Genomic DNA, 18,787 nt, shown 5'->3' on the forward strand with positions numbered 1-18,787 from the left:
CAGCCCAAATAAACGGGAAGGGATTTGTACAGAAAATTTCGAACGACAGCTTCACCAGAGAGTCCAAGCAGCTACAACGTCACGACTCAATACAATGGCTCAACCGGGGCATTGTATTTTTTCATCTTCCGAGCCCTATTTTAATGCCATTTTATTATCTTTGAGATTATTCATTTTAACAGAAATAGCCATGAAAACATTATCTGATTTTACAAATTTATTCCCTCTCTCAAAAACGCTACGGTTCAAACTGATACCCATAGGTAACACCTTGAAGAACATCGAAGCCAGCGGGATACTCGACGAAGACCGGCACCGGGCCGAAAGCTACGTAAAAGTAAAAGCCATCATCGACGAATACCACAAAGCATTTATCGACCGCGTTCTCTCCGACACCTGCTTGCAAACCGAAAGCATAGGGAAACACAACTCGCTCGAAGAGTTTTTTTTCTACTATCAAATCGGGGCAAAAAGCGAGCAACAGAAGAAAACTTTCAAAAAAATACAGGACGCTCTGCGCAAACAGATTGCCGACAGTCTCACCAAAGACAAACATTTTTCCCGCATCGATAAAAAAGAGTTGATACAGGAAGACCTTATCCAATTCGTCCGGGACGGGGAAGACGCTGCCGAGAAAACGAGTCTGATTTCTGAATTTCAAAACTTTACCGTCTACTTTACCGGGTTCCACGAGAACCGCCAAAACATGTATTCGCCGGACGAGAAATCTACGGCTATCGCCTATCGGTTAATCAACGAGAACCTTCCCAAATTCGTCGACAACATGAAAGTGTTCGACCGGATTGCAGCCAGCGAATTGGCCTCTTGTTTCGACGAACTGTACCACAATTTCGAAGAATACCTGCAAGTAGAGCGGCTCCACGATATCTTCTCCCTCGACTATTTCAATCTGTTACTCACCCAAAAACATATCGACGTATATAACGCTTTAATCGGAGGAAAAGCCACCGAAACCGGCGAAAAAATCAAAGGCCTCAACGAGTATATCAACCTGTACAATCAGCGACACAAACAAGAAAAGCTGCCCAAATTCAAGATGCTTTTCAAGCAGATATTGACCGATCGCGAGGCCATATCGTGGCTCCCCCGGCAATTCGACGACAACAGCCAACTGCTCTCGGCTATCGAGCAATGCTACAATCACCTCTCGACCTATACCCTGAAAGATGGGTCTCTGAAATATCTGCTCGAAAACCTGCATACCTACGACACCGAAAAAATCTTTATTCGCAACGACTCGCTTCTGACCGAAATATCGCAACGGCACTATGGCAGCTGGAGCATACTGCCCGAAGCCATCAAGCGCCACCTCGAAAGAGCCAATCCTCAAAAGCGGCGCGAAACATACGAAGCATACCAAAGCCGCATCGAAAAAGCCTTCAAAGCTTATCCCGGCTTCTCGATTGCCTTTCTGAACGGTTGTCTGACCGAAACCGGCAAAGAATCGCCCTCGATCGAAAGTTATTTCGAGAGCCTGGGGGCTGTCGAGACCGAAACCTCGCAGCAAGAAAACTGGTTTGCCCGCATAGCCAATGCCTATACCGATTTCCGGGAGATGCAGAATCGCCTCCATGCAACAGATGTCCCCCTGGCCCAAGATGCCGAAGCCGTGGCACGCATCAAGAAACTACTCGATGCGCTCAAAGGGCTGCAACTGTTTATCAAGCCTCTGCTCGACACGGGCGAAGAGGCCGAAAAAGACGAACGCTTCTATGGCGATTTCACCGAATTTTGGAACGAACTCGACACCATTACTCCCTTGTACAACATGGTGCGTAACTACCTTACCCGCAAACCCTACTCCGAAGAAAAAATCAAACTCAACTTTCAGAATCCCACACTGCTCAACGGCTGGGATCTGAACAAGGAGGTCGACAACACCTCGGTTATCCTGCGGCGTAACGGCCGGTACTACCTGGCCATCATGCACCGGAATCACCGTCGGGTCTTCTCCCAATACCCGGGGACAGAACGAGGCGACTGCTATGAAAAGATGGAGTATAAACTACTGCCCGGAGCCAACAAAATGCTGCCCAAAGTTTTCTTCTCCAAATCGCGAATCGACGAATTCAATCCCAGCGAAGAACTATTGGCCCGTTACCAACAAGGCACTCACAAGAAAGGCGAGAATTTCAACCTGCACGACTGCCATGCCCTCATCGATTTCTTCAAAGACTCGATCGAGAAGCACGAGGAGTGGCGCAATTTCCATTTCAAATTCTCCGACACCTCCTCTTATACCGACATGAGCGGCTTCTACCGCGAAATCGAAACACAAGGTTACAAACTCTCATTCGTACCCGTAGCGTGCGAATACATCGACGAACTGGTGCGCGACGGTAAAATATTTCTGTTCCAGATATACAACAAAGATTTCTCGACATACAGCAAAGGGAAGCCCAACATGCACACGTTGTACTGGGAAATGCTCTTCGACGAACGTAACCTGATGAATGTTGTCTACAAACTCAACGGGCAAGCCGAAATATTCTTCCGCAAAGCCAGCCTCTCGGCCCGGCATCCCGAGCACCCGGCCGGATTACCCATCAAGAAAAAACAAGCCCCCACAGAAGAGAGTTGTTTCCCCTACGACCTAATCAAAAACAAACGGTATACGGTCGACCAATTTCAGTTTCATGTTCCCATCACAATCAATTTCAAAGCAACCGGCACCTCCAACATCAACCCCTCGGTAACCGACTATATACGCACAGCCGACGACCTGCACATCATCGGGATAGACCGCGGGGAACGGCATCTGCTCTACCTCGTGGTAATCGACAGCCAAGGGCGCATTTGCGAACAATTCTCCCTGAACGAGATTGTCACTCAATATCAGGGACATCAATATAGAACCGACTATCATGCCCTGCTGCAAAAGAAAGAAGATGAACGACAAAAGGCCCGACAAAGCTGGCAAAGCATCGAAAACATCAAGGAGCTCAAAGAAGGGTATTTGAGCCAGGTCGTTCACAAGGTCTCGGAACTGATGATAAAATACAAGGCCATCGTGGTTCTCGAAGACTTGAATGCCGGCTTCAAACGCAGCCGACAGAAGGTAGAAAAACAAGTCTACCAAAAATTTGAAAAGATGTTGATTGACAAGCTCAACTATCTGGTATTCAAAACAGCCGAAGCCGACCAACCGGGCGGACTGCTTCATGCCTACCAACTGACCAACAAATTCGAAAGTTTCAAAAAAATGGGAAAACAAAGCGGCTTCCTCTTCTATATCCCGGCCTGGAACACCAGCAAGATAGACCCGACAACCGGTTTTGTCAATCTGTTTGATACCCGCTATGAAAACGTAGACAAGAGCCGGGCCTTCTTCGGCAAATTCGACTCGATTCGTTACCGCGCCGACAAAGGGACTTTTGAGTGGACATTCGACTACAACAATTTCCATAAAAAGGCCGAGGGAACTCGCTCATCGTGGTGCCTGAGCTCTCACGGGAACCGTGTGCGAACATTCCGGAACCCCGCCAAAAACAACCAATGGGACAACGAAGAGATTGACCTCACCCAAGCTTTCCGAGACCTTTTCGAAGCGTGGGGCATCGAGATAACCTCCAACTTGAAAGAAGCTATCTGCAACCAGTCGGAGAAAAAGTTCTTCTCCGAACTGTTCGAACTCTTCAAGCTGATGATTCAGTTGCGAAATAGCGTGACAGGCACCAACATCGACTACATGGTGTCGCCCGTAGAAAACCATTACGGGACATTTTTCGACAGCCGCACCTGCGACAGCTCCCTGCCGGCCAATGCCGATGCCAACGGGGCATACAACATCGCCCGCAAAGGGCTCATGCTTGCCCGACGCATACAAGCGACTCCCGAAAACGACCCCATATCCCTAACCCTCTCCAACAAAGAATGGCTGCGGTTTGCACAAGGCTTGGACGAAACGACGACCTATGAATGAGCCTATTGCCATCTCGCAGTTGAATGACTTTATTTTCTGTCCGTACTCCATATATCTACACAATGTATATATGGAGTCGGACGAAAGTCTGTATCATGCCTCCCCACAAGTAAAAGGGAAAATTGCTCACGAAACCATAGACGCCCCAAAAGCCTCGGCACAAAACCGCGACATGGTAGCAATAACCGTATGGAGTGAGACTCTGCAAATCTATGGAAAGATAGATATTTACAGAGCCTCGACCCAAACCTTAATCGAGCGGAAATACATTCTGAAACAGATATTTCGAGGACAATTATATCAATTATGGGCGCAGTATTTCTGTATGAAAGAGATGGGCTATGATGTGAAAAGACTGGCTTTTTACGAAAGCTCTACTCACAAAACCTATCCTATAAGCCTTCCCAATGAACAAGAACGAAAAGAATTGGAATATTTTATAGCCTCATTTCGAAGGTTCAATCCCTCACAACCGATTACCGTAAATCCCAACAAATGCCGACATTGCATCTATTGCAGTCTCTGCGACAAAACCAACTTAGGCCATGTATACGAGTAAAGACATAGAAACCCGTACCATCTTTGTAATAAATTGTATCGAACACAATCGCAATATGCGTGTATCCAATGGCGAGCTTTTATTGGAAGAGAAACAAGATGACGTATACCGCACACTCACCAAAATTCCATTCCAAAAACTGTTAGCCCTGTTCATAATAGGTCATATCACAATAACCACCCCCCTGATAGAGAAATGTAAAAAATTCAATGTCGCATTGGTGGTACTCAAACCCAATTTGAGACCGGTTTTTTACTGGGCCAATTCGGCCGAAGCAAACTATCTTTTACGTCAAAAGCAATATGAATACGCCAACAACGATTTATCGATAGCCAAAACCATCATAAAAAACAAAATCCACAACCAACAAATCGCCTTAAAAAAGACCCGAAAAAAAGATACATCGACCACCTCGGCAATAGACTCGTGCCGATTGGCATTAAACACCATCGACGACATTACCGAATACAACCAACTATTGGGCCTTGAAGGTTTTATTTCCAAAAACTATTTCAGCGCATACTATCAAGACCTCGGCTGGAAAAGCCGTATGCCGCGAACCAAACAAGACATCATCAATGTAACACTGGACATCGGCTATACCATTTTATTCAATTACATGGAGTGTTTTGTGCGAATGTTTGGATTCGATTTATACATAGGCGTATACCATAGGGCTTGGTTTAAACGAAAATCACTTATATGCGACTTAATAGAGCCATTCCGATGTATCATCGACCACGCTGTCCTATTAGCGTTTAATCACAAACAATTTGTAAAATCCGATTTTATTTATCGAAAATCGGAGTACCATCTAAAATTGGACTGCTGCGCAAAATACTATAATGTTTTTTATAAAGCGCTTATAGGATACAAAAAAGAGATTTTCTCTTATATACAGGCCTATTACCGCTGCTTTATGCAAAAAAAATCTCAAAAAGAATATCCAATATTTGATTTTGAAAAATGATAATAATAAGTTACGATTTGGCCGACGATTTACTCCGAAGCCGATTTCAAAGAATGCTAACCAAAAACGGTGCCATACGTTTACAGTATTCTGTATACGAGGTTGTTAACACCCGACGAGTTCTCGACAACATAAAAATAAAAATAAATGCCTATGCCAAACATTTCTCTCCGGCAGACAGTGTAATCCTTTTCGAAGTCGACAATAAAAACCTGATAAAATATGGACACGCCATTCACCGCGATACCGATATCGTCTTTTTTTAATCGCTTTATGACGCCATTGACAAGTGTTCGTTTCACCATTTTCGCTATCGAACCCCATAAACGCCTGTTTATCTGCATTATAAGCCCCTAAAAACAAACACATAGAGAAAGAGGGGGGATAAAATAACCCCAAAAAATTTTATGATAATACTTTGATTATTAAAAAATAAACCCGATATTTGTATGGAATAGAGTCTATACAGACACTTTAATTTCTACTATTGTAGATTAGAGATAAGCGGCTTCTCTACATTCCATTGTCTATACAGACACTTTAATTTCTACTATTGTAGATCTCAACCTGCGGCAAGCCATACCGACGTCTATACAGACACTTTAATTTCTACTATTGTAGATATTGTTGTTTTATTAACGATATTTGGCGTTGTCTATACAGACACTTTAATTTCTACTATTGTAGATACGGAACTAGGGTGACACAAAAAGAAAGTCTATACAGACACTTTAATTTCTACTATTGTAGATAATGTTGGGAATTTGTTTTGCACTCATGAGTCTATACAGACACTTTAATTTCTACTATTGTAGATTATGAACCGTCACTTACGGCGATGCGGTGTCTATACAGACACTTTAATTTCTACTATTGTAGATAAGACCGACTGTACCGGCACCTAAATGGTCTATACAGACACTTTAATTTCTACTATTGTAGATTTATATACTCTTTTTCGCACAGGTTTTTCGTCTATACAGACACTTTAATTTCTACTATTGTAGATGCTGTCATTTTGCTTTTTCGCTTTTTCGTCTATACAGACACTTTAATTTCTACTATTGTAGATCAATATGGAAAAAACAACCATCACTACGTCTATACAGACACTTTAATTTCTACTATTGTAGATCAAGCTCCTGCTTTACGGGTATGCTTACAGTCTATACAGACACTTTAATTTCTACTATTGTAGATATAACGTCCACATATTTGTAGGTCTCAGTCTATACAGACACTTTAATTTCTACTATTGTAGATGAGATGATGCTCTGACGGTAACGGGCTTGCGTCTATACAGACACTTTAATTTTTGCTATTGTACTTACGGGAGGGCAGGCGATTTATACGGCACAACCGTTTGCAGCATTCTACACGTAATGCAGGGTTTTTAACGGGCCAAAGAATCTGACCTTGCATTTCTTTTTTACCCCGCATCTGGGGGCTTATGGCTTAACGACAATATTGCCCGATTTTCTCTGGGGAAGAATCTCCCGACAGGGGCATACAGACATAGGGTCAAATAGCGGTATGGCCCCGATATACCGCACCTTCTCCCTTTTATTTCACGGGTACCGTTCTTTGAGGTTTTAAGGAATGTAGTGCAGGCTTTGCAGCACGGCGCGTATCTTCTCGTAGGTGGTGATGCGCGTAGGCACGAGCGGCAGGCGCAGTTTGTTCTCGATGTAGCCCATGGCGTTGAGCAGACACTTCACACCGGCGGGGTTGCCGTCGACGAAGAGCAGGCTGAAGAGCTCGGTGAAGCGGTGGTGTATGGGCAGGGCGTTCTTGAAATCGCCGTTGAGCGCCAGGCGCACCATCTTGCTGAACTCCTTGGGAAAGGCGTTGCCGATAACCGAGATGACCCCAACAGCCCCCAGCGTGAGCAGCGGGAAGGTGATGCCGTCGTCGCCCGAGATGACCATGAAGTCGGCGGGCTTGTTCTTGATGATGTCGTCCATCTGGGTGATGTTGCCCGACGCCTCCTTGATGGCCACGATGTTGGGATACTCCTTGGCCAGCCGCAGCGTGGTCTCGGCACTCATGTTCACACCCGTACGACCCGGCACGTTGTACAGGATGACCGGCAGCCGCGAGGCTTGCGCGATAGCGCTGTAATGTTGATAGATGCCCTCTTGCGAAGGTTTGTTATAGTAAGGTACAACCGACAGGATGGCGTCGTAGCCCGTGAAGTCGTCGTGCTTCAAATGCTCCACAATGCCGCGCGTGTTGTTGCCGCCCAACCCCAGAACCAGGGGGATGCGACCCTTTACCCGCTCTACGACAAAACTCTTGATGGCTGCCTTCTCCTCCTCGGTGAGTGTGGGAGTCTCGGCAGTAGTACCTAAAACAACCAGATAGTCGGTGCCGTTTTGTATCAGATGTTCAATCAGTCGGGAAAGGGCCTCGAAGTCGATACTCTCGTCTTCTTTGAACGGCGTGATAAGTGCCACACCCATTCCGCTTAAATTGATTCTTGCCATATTTCTACCCTCTATTTATTTTCGCTTCCAAAATTACAGATTATTCTCTTTTACGCCAATTTTCTTCCAATAAAAAAGCGCATTCTTCAACAATTCGCCTGCATCGAGGCCTCTTTTCCCCGAAGCCGGAGCATCGCCATCGGCCTCTTTCCCAGGGTGATGAGCGGGTACCAGTATCTGCAGGTGGAAGGGGTTGGCCTCCTCCTTGGGCACCCCTATCTTGAAGGTCGCCCGCGAGTGCACGGCCAGGCAAAGCAGCGGCAGCGACCGGGCGGTAGACACGTCGATGAGCACCTCGCCGTCGTGCCGGTCGAAGTTCTCGAGGAACTGCCGGGTGGGCCTACGCCACAACCACGAACTGCGCAGGGACAACACGGGGTCGCACCCCGGTATGGAGGCGGGAAGCTCGCTTTTGCTGCGCGCATCGACCACCAATGTTATCTTTTTGCCGGCGGCCGCCAGTTCGGCCAGCACGGGCCGTAGCGACGGTATATCGCGCCCCAGTGCCAACATGACCAGCCTATCGGCCTCGTCGAAGGCCCGAAACCTCTCGGGCGCAGGTTGCTGCAACCTGCGCCTCACTCGCCATCCAGTAATCCACGAAAGACACATATCACACGCTGTTTATCGAATCATCTCCAAAAATTCATCTTCCGACAAGATGCGCACCCCCAGCTTGCGGGCCTTCTCGAGCTTGGCCGGACCCATGTTCGCACCGGCCAGCAGATAGGTGGTCTTGCCCGATACCGAGCCGGTATTCACCCCGCCGTGCTGCTCGATCATCGCCTTGTACTCGTCGCGCGAGTGGTGGGCAAAGGTACCGCTGATGACAATCGTGGCACCGGCCAGCTTGTCGGTCCGCTCCGAGAGCCGCTCCTCGGTAATCTGCATCTGCACGCCATAGCCGCGCAGCCGCTCGATGAGCCGCAGGTTGTCGGCATCGGCAAAGTAGGCCACCACGCTCTGGGCGATGCGTTCGCCGATGTCGCCTATCTGGGTAAGCTCCTCGACCGTAGCCTCGCGCAGCCGGTCAATCGAGTGCAGGGCCAAGGCCAACTTCTTGGCTACGGTCTCGCCCACATAGCGTATGCCCAGGGCAAAGAGCACCCGCTCGAAGGGCACCTCGCACGACTGCCGCACGGCATCGACGATGTTCTGGGCCGAGCGTTCGCCCATACGTTCGAGCTCGGCTATCGCCGGGGCTTGCAGGGTATAGAGGTCGGCCACGTCTTTCACCAGCCCGGCGTTGTAGAACTGGTTCACCGTCTCGCTGCCGATGCCGTCGATATTCATTGCCCGGCGGCTGATGTAGTGCTCGATACGGCCCTTGATTTGCGGCGGGCACCCCTTCTCGTTGGGGCAGACCCAGGCGGCCTCGCCCTCGATGCGTTTCAGCGGCGTGCCGCACTCGGGGCAGTTGCGTATGAAGCGCACCTTCTCGCCCACCAGCACGCGGGCCGAGGTATCGACGGCCGTAATCTTGGGTATGATTTCACCTCCCTTCTCGACATAGACCATATCGCCTATGTGCAGGTCGAGGGCGTTGATTATATCTTCGTTGTGCAGCGTGGCCCGCTTGACAATGGTACCCGAAAGCAACACCGGGTCAAGATTGGCCACCGGGGTAACCGTGCCCGTGCGCCCCACCTGGAACGACACCGAGTTGAGCCGCGTGAGCGCCTGCTCGGCCTGGAACTTGTAGGCAATGGCCCACCGGGGCGACTTGGCCGTGTAGCCCAGGTTCTTCTGCTGGCGCAGCGAGTTGACCTTGAACACCATGCCGTCGGTAGCCACCGGCAGATGCTTGCGCTCAGTGTCCCAATAGTTGATATACTCCTTCATCTCGTCGACCGAGTGGAGAATGCGCATGGCGTCGGAAATCTTGAAGCCCCAGGCGCGGGCCCGCTGCAGATTTTCGTAGTGGGTATCGGCCGGCAGATTGTCGCCCAGCAGATAGTAGAGGTAGGCATCGAGCCCCCGGGCGGCCACCACGGCCGAGTTTTGCGACTTGAGGGTACCGGCTGCCGCGTTGCGGGGGTTGGCAAAGAGGGGCTCTTCCTGCTCCTCACGCTCCTTGTTCAGCGCCTCGAATACGGCCCAGGGCATGAGTATCTCGCCCCTGATTTCGAACGAGTCGGGATAGTCGTTGCCCCGCAGTTGCAGGGGAATGCTGCGTATGGTCTTCACATTCTCAGTCACATCGTCGCCCCGCGTGCCGTCGCCCCGCGTCACCGCCTGCACCAGCCGGCCATGCTCGTAGATGAGCGAGATGGAGGTACCGTCGAACTTCAGTTCGCCCACCAGTTCGAACTCCTCGCCCATCAGCCCCGTGCGCACCCGGTCGTAGAAGGCGGACACCTCTTCGATCGAATAGGTGTTGCCCAACGACAGCATGGGGTAGCGGTGCTCGACCTGCGTAAAGGCCCGGTTGATGTCGTTGCCCACCCGCTGCGTGGGCGAGTTGGGGTCGAAATACTGGGGGTAGGCCTCCTCGATCTGCTGCAACTCGTGCATCATCTCGTCGAAGGTGCGGTCGTCGATGGTCGGGGCATTCAACACATAGTAGTTATAGTTGTGCTCGTCGAGCTCCTTGCGCAGGCGAGCTATCTTTTCCTGGGGAGATTCCATGTAACAGTGAGGTTTTTAATTCTACACAAATGTAAGATTTTTACCCAGAAAATCGGGTATAATTTGCCAAGAATGTTATACGCCGATAGCCATAAATAACTTATCTTTGCGGGTAAAATCATCAAGCGCAAAAAAATGCTGCAAACAAAAAATTTGTGTGGAGTGACGCTGCAATACAACGTCGAAGGCGAAGGCCTGCCCGTGATACTGATGCACGGCTGGGGGTGCAACCACACCACCGTGGCCTCGATCGAACGGCTGTTGACGCCTCACTTCAAGGTCTATAACCTCGACTTCCCGGGATTCGGCGGCAGCAGCACGCCGCCGGCCGTGTGGGGCGTAGAGGAGTATACCCGCCTGGTCGAGGCTTTTGCCCGGGCCGAAGGCATCGAACGCCCCATCCTCATCGGCCACTCGTTCGGCGGCCGGGTGTCGATACTCTTTGCCTCGCGCAACGCCACCCGCAAGGTGATTCTGGTCGATGCCGCCGGCGTGAAACCCCGCCGTCCGCTCAAATACTACGTGAAGGTCTATTCGTTCAAACTGTGGAAACGGCTGCTCCCCCTCGTCGTGGGCCGCAAACGGGCCGACGAAACCATCGAGGCCTATCGCCGCAAATCGGGGTCGGCCGACTACAACGCCCTCACCGGCACCATGCGCAACATTCTGGTCAAGGTGGTGAACGAAGACCTCAAGGCGGTGATGCCCCGCATCCAGTGCCCCGTGCTCCTCATCTGGGGCAAGAACGATACCGCCACCCCCCTGCGCGACGCCCGCACCATGGAGCGCCTCATCCCCGATGCCGGGCTCGTGGCCTTCGACGATGCCGGACATTACAGCTTCCTCGACAAGCCCTACGAGTTTAATGCCGTGGTACAAAACTTTTTACAGCCCGATATAAAACAAGAATCATGACTCAGATACTCTCCATCATCACCTTCCTGGCCCTGCTCTTCTACACCGCAACCGAAGTGAAATTCCAGTTGCAGATGATGCAGCAGAACACCTACCGCAACGACCGCTACAACCGTTGGCTCAAAGGCGAATCGTTCGCCTCGGTATCGCGGCTCGTCGACCTGTTTCTGCTCCTGCTGCTCTCGACCAACTTTCTGCCGCTCTTCGTGCAGATTGTCGCCATCACGGTCGCCCTCTACAAGAGCGTGAACCACCTGAAGGCCAAGTACAAAAAGCCGTTGGTATTCACCCGCCGGGCCACCCGCCTCTATGTGGCCGCCCTGCTGCTGACCCTCGTCATTGCCGGCCTTGCTGCCGCCACGACCACGCTCGACAACGGCAGCCGCGCCCTGCTGGCTCTGGCCATCCTGGCCCCCTACCTGATGATGATTGCCAACTGGCTGATGCAACCCGTCGAGAAACAGATCAACCGCAAATATTACAACGAGGTCAAGCAAATACTGGCCCAGATGCCCGGCCTCACCATCATCGGCATTACCGGTAGCTACGGCAAGACCAGCACCAAGCACTACCTCTACCGCATCCTGTGCGAGCGGTACAACGTGCTGATGACCCCCGGCAGCTTCAACACCCCCATGGGCGTGATACGTACCGTGCGCGAGCAGATGAAGCCCTACCACAACGTATTCATCTGCGAGATGGGTGCCAAGCAGATAGGCGACATCAAGGAGATTTGCGACCTGGTGAATCCGCAGATAGGCATCATCACCGCCGTGGGCGAGCAGCACCTCGAGTCGTTCAAGAGCATCGAGAATGTGCAGCGCACCAAGTTCGAGCTGGTCGACGCCCTGCCCGCCTCGGGCTTTGCCGTGGTCAACAACGACTTCCCCTACATCGCCAACCGCCCCGTCAACAACGTGCCGGTGAAACGCTACACCATCGCCGACACCGGTGCCGACTACCACATCGAGAACATCCGCTACGACAGCGACGCCACCCGATTCACCGTGGTGGGCGGCGGCGAGCGCATCGAACTGAGCACGAAACTCATCGGCGAGTGCAACCTGTCGAACCTCATGGCCGCCGTCATCGTGGCCCGGCACCTGCAAGTGCCCGTGCAGTCGATACAATACGGCGTGAGCCGCATCGAGCAGGTGGAACACCGCCTGAACATGAAACGTACGCCGGGCGGAATCTCGATTATCGACGACGCCTTCAACTCCAACCCCGACGGCGCCCGCATGGCACTCGACGTGCTGCGCCGCATGACCCAGGGCAAGCGCATCGCTATCACCCCGGGCATGATCGAGCTGGGCGACAAACAGGTCGAATACAACCGCACGCTGGGCCGCCAGCTCGCCACCGCCTGCGACTACGTGATGGTGGTGGGCCGCTACAACCGCGACGCCATTCTGGCCGGATTGCAGGCCGAGAACTTCCCCGAAGAGAAGCTCTTCGTGGCCGACTCCTTTGCCGAAGCACAGGCCCGCCTCGCCCAGGTAGCCGAAGCCGGCGACACCGTCCTCTACGAGAACGACCTGCCCGACACCTTCAAGTAAACCCGATTATTCACAACACAACAAAACATATCGTTAGCACAGAAAGATTATGAAAACTACCGTTGGTGTTTTTTTCGGAGGCCGCTCGACCGAGCACGAAATCTCCGTCATCTCGGCCCTGCAGGCCATCAATGCCTTTAACAAGGAGAAGTACGAAATCGTCCCCATATACATAACCAAACAGGGCCGCTGGTTCAGCGGCGACGCCCTGCTCACGGTGAAGAACTACCGCGACATGGCCGCCCTGCAAAAGATGTGTACCGAGGTATACATGATTCCCGAATACGGCGACTACAACGTCTACCGCAAGAAGAAACCCCTCTTCGGGAGCGACATCTGGGCCAAACTCGACGTCGTGGTGCCCGTGCTGCACGGCAGCAACGGCGAGGACGGCATCTTCGAGGGAGTGCTCGAGTCGATAGGCATCCCCTATGCCGGTTGCAATACGCTGGCCTCGGCCAACGGCATGGACAAAATCACCATGAAGATGATTATGCAGCAGAGCGGAATCCCCATCGTCGATTACGTGTGGTTCACCGACAAGCAGTGGTTTGCCCAGCGCGACCAACTCATCGCAGAGATTGAATCGAAACTCGGCTACCCCGTCATCGTGAAACCGGCCAACCTGGGCTCGAGCGTGGGTATCTCGCATGCCGACAACCGCGAGGAGCTCATCGCCAAAATCGACGTGGCCGAGAAATACTCGACCCGCATCGTCATCGAAGATATGGTCGAGGAGCTGAAAGAGATCAACTGCTCGGTACTGGGCGACTGCGACGACTACCGCACCTCGGTATGCGAAGAGCCCATCAAGAGCGGAGACATCCTCACCTATGAAGACAAGTACATGGGCGGCGGCAAGTCGAACAAAGGCATGCAGGCTACCCAGAAACGCATCCCGGCCGACCTCACCCCCGAGGAGACCGCCCGCGTGCAGTTCCTGGCCGGCGAAACCTTCCGAGTGCTCTCGTGCCACGGCGTGGCCCGCGTCGACTTTATGATCGACGGCAAGAGCGGCAACATCTACGTGAACGAAATCAACACCATCCCCGGCTCCCTCTCGTTCTACCTGTGGGAGGCATCGGGCATCCCCTTCGACCAACTCATGGACCGTCTGGTCGACCTCGCCCTCAAACGCAAGCGCGAGTCGGCTATGAAGACCGTCAGCTACGACCAGAACATCTTCAACCTGGGCAAAGGGCTCAAGGGCGGCAAGATGGGGGCGAAGTAAGAGGAAAAGACGAAAGTGCCTTCTGGTTTAACAAACTCAACAAGAGGAAATATACACGACAGGAGCAGCCATCAGGATTATTGCTTTGACTTCATTTCATGATATAAAGCAAGTCCTTTGGCCGTCAACAAATATTTCTGTCGAGGATGATGTGGCCTGTCTGGATACAGAGACTTGAGAATACCGGCTTCTAAAGCAGGAGCCATGTAGTTTTCCAAAAACGACGGGCGATGCTTTAGGCCGATTTTCTCCATCAGACTCTTCAAAGACAATTGCTCGTTTGACAAGGCAAGCAATAAAGTACGAACTTGTTCGGATACTTGTACGGTAGGTTGTTCGGTACTTGTTCGGTTCATAGGCTGCACTTGTTCTGCTGCCAGTTCTTCAGGGGCATTGACTACCATATACCTGTTCCGTAACTCGTTGTTTTCGCCCAATAACAAATTACGGAAGAATCGTTCCAGGTATTCCGAATTACGCATAATGCCTTTCTGTACGTTTTGGTAGTTGGCCCGTACCAGTGCATTACGGAAGTACCACGAATGGTTGGCAAACAAGTCGTTCGTTACATCGAAGCCCATAGAACGGAGATAGAGAATTGTAAAAACGGCAGTTGTCCGCGTATTTCCTTCTCCAAACGGATGAATCTGCCACAGTCCCGATACGAATTGGGCTATATGGCTCACCAGACCGTTCCTCTCCACTTTGGAATAGTCAAATTGCCGTTCCTGCTCCAAGTCATATTCGACAGCCTTACGGATATCCAAGGCAGAAACATAGAGCACCGTATCCCCTCGAAGCACCCACTCCTTTTTCGTGATGTTGTAATCGCGTATCTGACCGGCAAATTTGAATACGCCATCGAATATACGACGATGAATCGATGTTAGCCCGACAAACGTAAAGGCAAATGTTTTCTCGGTAAGCAGTCGACGAATATTGGTCGATACCATATCCGCCTCATGCATATCCGCCTCTTCTGGTGTACGTGCTTCTTTCGACAGATAATAACTCTTTATAAGTTGTTCCGCCTCATCGATAGATATTTCGCCCTCAATATCCTTACGAGCCGTTTCAATCAGATAGTCGGATGGTTTAAGTCCATCGACAGCCTGCAAGCCGATGGCCGTCTGCCACGCATAACCTTTCTCACGCTTTTGCGGATCGCCTTGGCGTATATATTCGTCGAAGTTAATCATTCATGTTAATCCGTTATATCAGTTTACAAAGATATAAAAATATCATACGATAAAAAGATAAAAGCGAGGTGATTCTGTAATCGGTATCAGGGAAAAAAATCTCCACTTTAAAACAAAAATTGCCCGAGGTGCAAGACTGATGTCACCCGGGAGACATTGCGTTGAATACCTAAAACACCTATTTTATCTTTTATCGAAAGAGAGTTTCTACATTTTTTGGGCCTGGCCTGCCCGGTCGGTCTGGTTCGGGTTTGAACCGGAAGGGAGCCATCACCTCATCTTCGAGCCTGAGCCACTGCTCATACTGACCCTTGTCGAGCACCTTCTTCAGCTTCTTGTCGCGCTTCTGAGCCGCTTTCGTCAGGTTCTTGGCTATCTTTTCGGGGTCGGGACGGTCGTCACCCCAATCCATTTCTCGAGGAGGCATGGGAGGCCGACCGCCTCCCATACCTTCAAAACCGCCACCTCTGTGCGGTCGGCCGCCTTCCATACGATGGCCCTGGAGCGGCATTTCCCCTAAATCTTTTTCTATACCCCTCTGTGGAGTTGGCTTGTATTTGAATATGGTCTTCTGTTCGACAAGCTGAATCTTGTACACCTTCTTGTACTGCTTTTCGGTAAGCCCCAACCGGCTCTGCATGGCCTCGGTGATGAGGCGGGCATTCCGCTCGGGCGAAGGTATATCCTTGTACGATTTGAGCGGGGCATCGGCCCAGACTGCCATCCAAAGGGTCGACAGCACGACGAGTAAAGCTCCTGTTTTCAATCGACTGTTCATCTTGGTTTTCCTTTTCCTTCGCTACAAAGAAATAACGAGCATACGGCTTTTGAAAATAGTTTAGACAACTGGCTCGATTGTCACGACAAACCGTCCCGGGAAGGCCGCAAAACGGGGAATGAAGCCATTCCCCACACAGGCGCCCAATATAACCAAGAGGGCCGTACCCTCAACATAGGATACAGCCCTCTCGCCCTATTCAACAAAAATTATCTACAAAACCACTTTGACAGTCTGCCGTGCTACTTTTACCAGATACATGCCAGAACCCGGGAGTTCGATATTCGAGGCTTCACCCCGATATACCAACTGGCCACCCAAACTGTACACCTCGACCGGCAGGTTGTCGGCAGCGCCCTCTATGCGAATGCGGTTGCCATCGACTACCACCTGCAGGGCAGCATCGGCGCAATTGTCGATACCCGAGGGATTGTTTACCTGTATATTCTTGAACAGTTTCCAGCCATCGCTTGTCTTGTAGGAGTCTACCGAGCCATCGGGCACAAGCAGCTCGGCGGTGTTGTAAACGGTTTCGTCGAAGGCCGACTCGCTCAACACCGGAGCTGTGGTACTCAGCGATACCACCGATGTGATGGACGGACAACCGGCAAACGCCTCGAAACCGATCGCCGTTATCGTCGAGGGCAACTTAACCGTGCGCAAGCCCGTGCACTCGTAGAATACCGAAAAGCCTACCATGGTCGTACCCTCCGGCAACTCGGCCATGGTCAGTCCGGTACACCCGTCGAAGGCTCCGTCGCTGATTACCTTCACCGTCGAAGGCAGTTTTATCGAGGTAAGGGCCACACAACCCTTGAAGAGTTCGGATGAAATTTCGGTTACTCCCTCGGGGATATTCACGCTTACGAGGCTGCTGCATCCTTCAAAGGCGTGCGCACCTATCGACTGAACGGTTTCCGGAATTTGCAGCGAGGTCAAAGCGCTGCAATCGACAAACATATACGACTCGATTGCCGTAAGCGGTGCCTGAATGTCGACCGATTTCAGAGCGCTGCAACCGTTGAATACCGAATAACCCAGCGAACTTACTCCCTTGGGAATTACAATCGACTCCAACTTCGTACAGTTGGCAAAGGCCGACGCACCGATAGAGGTAACCGTAGAGGGAATCGTTATCGACTCCAGCTTGGAACACCCCACAAACACGTTGTAGCTGATGGTCTCCAGCCCCTCGGGCAGGTCGATGCCGGCCAAAGCCGAACAATTCTCGAGCGACGAATACTCCAGTGACTTTATATGAGCAGGCAAATTGATGGAACTCAGCCGGGTACAACCGTAAAAGGTGTGATGCTCCAGGCTGGTCAGCTGGTCGGGCAGGTCAACTTCGGTCAAAGCGATGCAACCGGCAAAAGCCCAGTTGCCTATCGCCGTCACCTTATCGGACAACTGTATGGATTTCAGACTCCGGCACTCGTAAAAGGCCCACTCGCCAATCGAGGTAACCGACTCGCCCATCTCGACCGACTCCAAACCCGTGCAATAATAAAAGACTTCGTCGCCTATCGAGGTAAGGTTTTCAGGGAGCACAATCGACTTCAAACCGGTGCAATCGTAGAAGGCCGAATTGCCAATGGTTCTGATCGAAGTCGGAAATTCGATTTCTTCCAAACCGCTACATCCGCTGAAGGTAGAGGGGGCAATGTGGGCAATGCCATCGGGGATGCGAAAGGTGGTGAGGCCACTGCAATCCCACAAGGCATACTCGCCTATCGAGTCGACACTGGCCGGGAACACCAGCTCGGTGAGCGAACTACAGCCCGAGAAGGCATAATTACCAATCAAAGAGACCCCGTCGGGTACGGTTACATCCGACAGGTTGCCGCAAAATTCGAACACCGAGTCTTCGATTTTCGATACCGTCGACGGCACGGTCACCTTCGTCAGGCTACTGCAACTGGCAAACATCGAGGTGCTAAGCACTTCGATACCCGTGGGCAAAACAACCTCTTCCAACGCCCGGCAGCTATAAAAGGCCGATGGACCTATCGAGGAGACGGCTGCCGGAATGTCCAGAGAGACCATATTGGTACACCCCGAAAAGGCCGACTCGCCAATCGCGGTAACCGACTCGGGAAGGATGACACCAAGCAACGATTCACAATCTTGGAATGCCGTTGCCCCAACTCCCGTTACCGTATACGTTTTACCCTCGAAAGTAACCTCTTCGGGGATTCGCACAGTTCCGGAATAGGCCGGAATCGGGCCCGGGGCCACTTCTACCGTAAGGTCGTCGGCCGAAAGCACATTGTAATATACACCATCGGTCGAGAAGTCGGACGCATTTACAAAAAATCCGATTGACAGGCAGACAGCCACGGAGAACATTTTCAGAATAGATTTTCGCATAATTCAACAATTTAAGGTGGGTTTAAAATAAAGGGGAAATATCTAGCTGAGGATTAGGTTCATAGTATAGAGATTTAGATTTCAATATTTCAAATTAAAATGTTTAGATGATTATTACTATTCTTTTCGATGCCTAAATCTACAAAAAATTA

At 51.1% G+C, this 18,787-nt stretch carries 12 protein-coding genes and 1 CRISPR repeat array; of the genes, 6 read left to right on the forward strand and 6 right to left on the reverse strand.

The genetic code is table 11. From position 1 onward, the window contains the following. The first annotated feature begins 190 nt into the window (after positions 1 to 190). The 3 genes from cas12a (at position 191) to B5F38_RS04995 (ending at position 5,738) form a co-directional block, all read left to right on the forward strand. Positions 191 to 3,943: a type V CRISPR-associated protein Cas12a/Cpf1 gene (cas12a, locus tag B5F38_RS04980; RefSeq protein WP_087408205.1), complete on the forward strand. Its 3,753-nt coding sequence runs from the start codon at positions 191 to 193 to the stop codon at positions 3,941 to 3,943. A 545-nt stretch (positions 3,944 to 4,488) separates the two neighbouring features. Beyond that, on the forward strand, positions 4,489 to 5,472 hold the full coding sequence (gene cas1 / locus B5F38_RS04990) for a type V CRISPR-associated endonuclease Cas1 (protein WP_087408207.1): 984 nt from the start codon (positions 4,489 to 4,491) through the stop codon (positions 5,470 to 5,472). A 53-nt stretch (positions 5,473 to 5,525) separates the two neighbouring features. Beyond that, a complete protein-coding gene (locus tag B5F38_RS04995; protein ID WP_241147810.1) occupies positions 5,526 to 5,738 on the forward strand; it encodes a CRISPR-associated endonuclease Cas2 in 213 nt (70 codons plus the stop codon). A 193-nt stretch (positions 5,739 to 5,931) separates the two neighbouring features. Beyond that, a CRISPR array of direct repeats spans positions 5,932 to 6,801; the repeat unit is 36 nt; unit sequence GTCTATACAGACACTTTAATTTCTACTATTGTAGAT. 263 nt (positions 6,802 to 7,064) lie between these two features. On the opposite strand, the gene dapA is transcribed toward B5F38_RS04995, so the two are convergent. Genes dapA through ligA form a run of 3 tightly spaced genes read right to left on the reverse strand, consistent with a single transcriptional unit; the run spans position 7,065 to position 10,586 of the window. Continuing rightward, positions 7,065 to 7,958, reverse strand: coding sequence for a 4-hydroxy-tetrahydrodipicolinate synthase (dapA, locus tag B5F38_RS05000; protein WP_087408209.1), 894 nt, complete (start codon positions 7,956 to 7,958; stop codon positions 7,065 to 7,067). 33 nt (positions 7,959 to 7,991) lie between these two features. Further along, positions 7,992 to 8,570, reverse strand: a complete 579-nt coding sequence (locus B5F38_RS05005; protein WP_143240912.1) for a hypothetical protein — start codon at positions 8,568 to 8,570, stop codon at positions 7,992 to 7,994. A 12-nt stretch (positions 8,571 to 8,582) separates the two neighbouring features. Then, a complete protein-coding gene (gene ligA / locus B5F38_RS05010) occupies positions 8,583 to 10,586 on the reverse strand; it encodes an NAD-dependent DNA ligase LigA (protein WP_087408211.1) in 2,004 nt (667 codons plus the stop codon). Positions 10,587 to 10,721: 135 nt separating this feature from the next. On the opposite strand from ligA, the gene B5F38_RS05015 reads away from it, so the two are divergent. The 3 genes from B5F38_RS05015 to B5F38_RS05025 are packed head-to-tail and all read left to right on the forward strand — an operon-like array spanning position 10,722 to position 14,291. Continuing rightward, positions 10,722 to 11,501, forward strand: a complete 780-nt coding sequence (locus tag B5F38_RS05015) for an alpha/beta hydrolase (RefSeq protein ID WP_087408212.1) — start codon at positions 10,722 to 10,724, stop codon at positions 11,499 to 11,501. Beyond that, a complete protein-coding gene (gene murF, locus B5F38_RS05020; RefSeq protein ID WP_087408213.1) occupies positions 11,498 to 13,060 on the forward strand; it encodes a UDP-N-acetylmuramoyl-tripeptide--D-alanyl-D-alanine ligase in 1,563 nt (520 codons plus the stop codon). The genes B5F38_RS05015 and murF overlap by 4 nt, the downstream gene beginning before the upstream one ends. A 49-nt stretch (positions 13,061 to 13,109) precedes the next feature. Beyond that, the gene (locus tag B5F38_RS05025; RefSeq protein WP_087408214.1) at positions 13,110 to 14,291 is read left to right on the forward strand and encodes a D-alanine--D-alanine ligase family protein; all 1,182 of its coding nucleotides are present in this window, start codon (positions 13,110 to 13,112) and stop codon (positions 14,289 to 14,291) included. 77 nt (positions 14,292 to 14,368) lie between these two features. Here B5F38_RS05025 and B5F38_RS05030 read toward each other — a convergent pair whose 3' ends face one another. From B5F38_RS05030 to B5F38_RS05040, 3 genes are all read right to left on the reverse strand, one after another. Further along, complete coding sequence (locus B5F38_RS05030; RefSeq protein ID WP_087408215.1) at positions 14,369 to 15,490, reverse strand: Fic family protein; 1,122 nt, start codon at positions 15,488 to 15,490, stop codon at positions 14,369 to 14,371. A 190-nt stretch (positions 15,491 to 15,680) separates the two neighbouring features. Continuing rightward, positions 15,681 to 16,268 carry a hypothetical protein gene (locus B5F38_RS05035; protein ID WP_087408216.1) on the reverse strand — a complete coding sequence of 196 codons (588 nt, stop codon included), beginning with the start codon at positions 16,266 to 16,268 and terminating at the stop codon, positions 15,681 to 15,683. 213 nt (positions 16,269 to 16,481) lie between these two features. Continuing rightward, complete coding sequence (locus B5F38_RS05040) at positions 16,482 to 18,635, reverse strand: leucine-rich repeat domain-containing protein (protein WP_087408217.1); 2,154 nt, start codon at positions 18,633 to 18,635, stop codon at positions 16,482 to 16,484. Between the last annotated feature and the right edge of the window lie 152 nt (positions 18,636 to 18,787).

Source organism: Barnesiella sp. An22, assembly GCF_002159975.1.
Classification (GTDB): domain Bacteria; phylum Bacteroidota; class Bacteroidia; order Bacteroidales; family Barnesiellaceae; genus Barnesiella; species Barnesiella merdigallinarum.

Bases quoted from the DNA above. Each gene is read 5' to 3' on its own strand.
- cas12a (WP_087408205.1), top strand. From the start codon at position 191: ATGAAAACATTATCTGATTTTACAAATTTATTCCCTCTCTCAAAAACG.
- cas1 (WP_087408207.1), top strand. From the start codon at position 4,489: ATGTATACGAGTAAAGACATAGAAACCCGTACCATCTTTGTAATAAAT.
- B5F38_RS04995 (WP_241147810.1), top strand. From the start codon at position 5,526: ATGCTAACCAAAAACGGTGCCATACGTTTACAGTATTCTGTATACGAG.
- dapA (WP_087408209.1), bottom strand. From the start codon at position 7,958: ATGGCAAGAATCAATTTAAGCGGAATGGGTGTGGCACTTATCACGCCG.
- B5F38_RS05005 (WP_143240912.1), bottom strand. From the start codon at position 8,570: ATGTGTCTTTCGTGGATTACTGGATGGCGAGTGAGGCGCAGGTTGCAG.
- ligA (WP_087408211.1), bottom strand. From the start codon at position 10,586: ATGGAATCTCCCCAGGAAAAGATAGCTCGCCTGCGCAAGGAGCTCGAC.
- B5F38_RS05015 (WP_087408212.1), top strand. From the start codon at position 10,722: ATGCTGCAAACAAAAAATTTGTGTGGAGTGACGCTGCAATACAACGTC.
- murF (WP_087408213.1), top strand. From the start codon at position 11,498: ATGACTCAGATACTCTCCATCATCACCTTCCTGGCCCTGCTCTTCTAC.
- B5F38_RS05025 (WP_087408214.1), top strand. From the start codon at position 13,110: ATGAAAACTACCGTTGGTGTTTTTTTCGGAGGCCGCTCGACCGAGCAC.
- B5F38_RS05030 (WP_087408215.1), bottom strand. From the start codon at position 15,490: ATGATTAACTTCGACGAATATATACGCCAAGGCGATCCGCAAAAGCGT.
- B5F38_RS05035 (WP_087408216.1), bottom strand. From the start codon at position 16,268: ATGAACAGTCGATTGAAAACAGGAGCTTTACTCGTCGTGCTGTCGACC.
- B5F38_RS05040 (WP_087408217.1), bottom strand. From the start codon at position 18,635: ATGCGAAAATCTATTCTGAAAATGTTCTCCGTGGCTGTCTGCCTGTCA.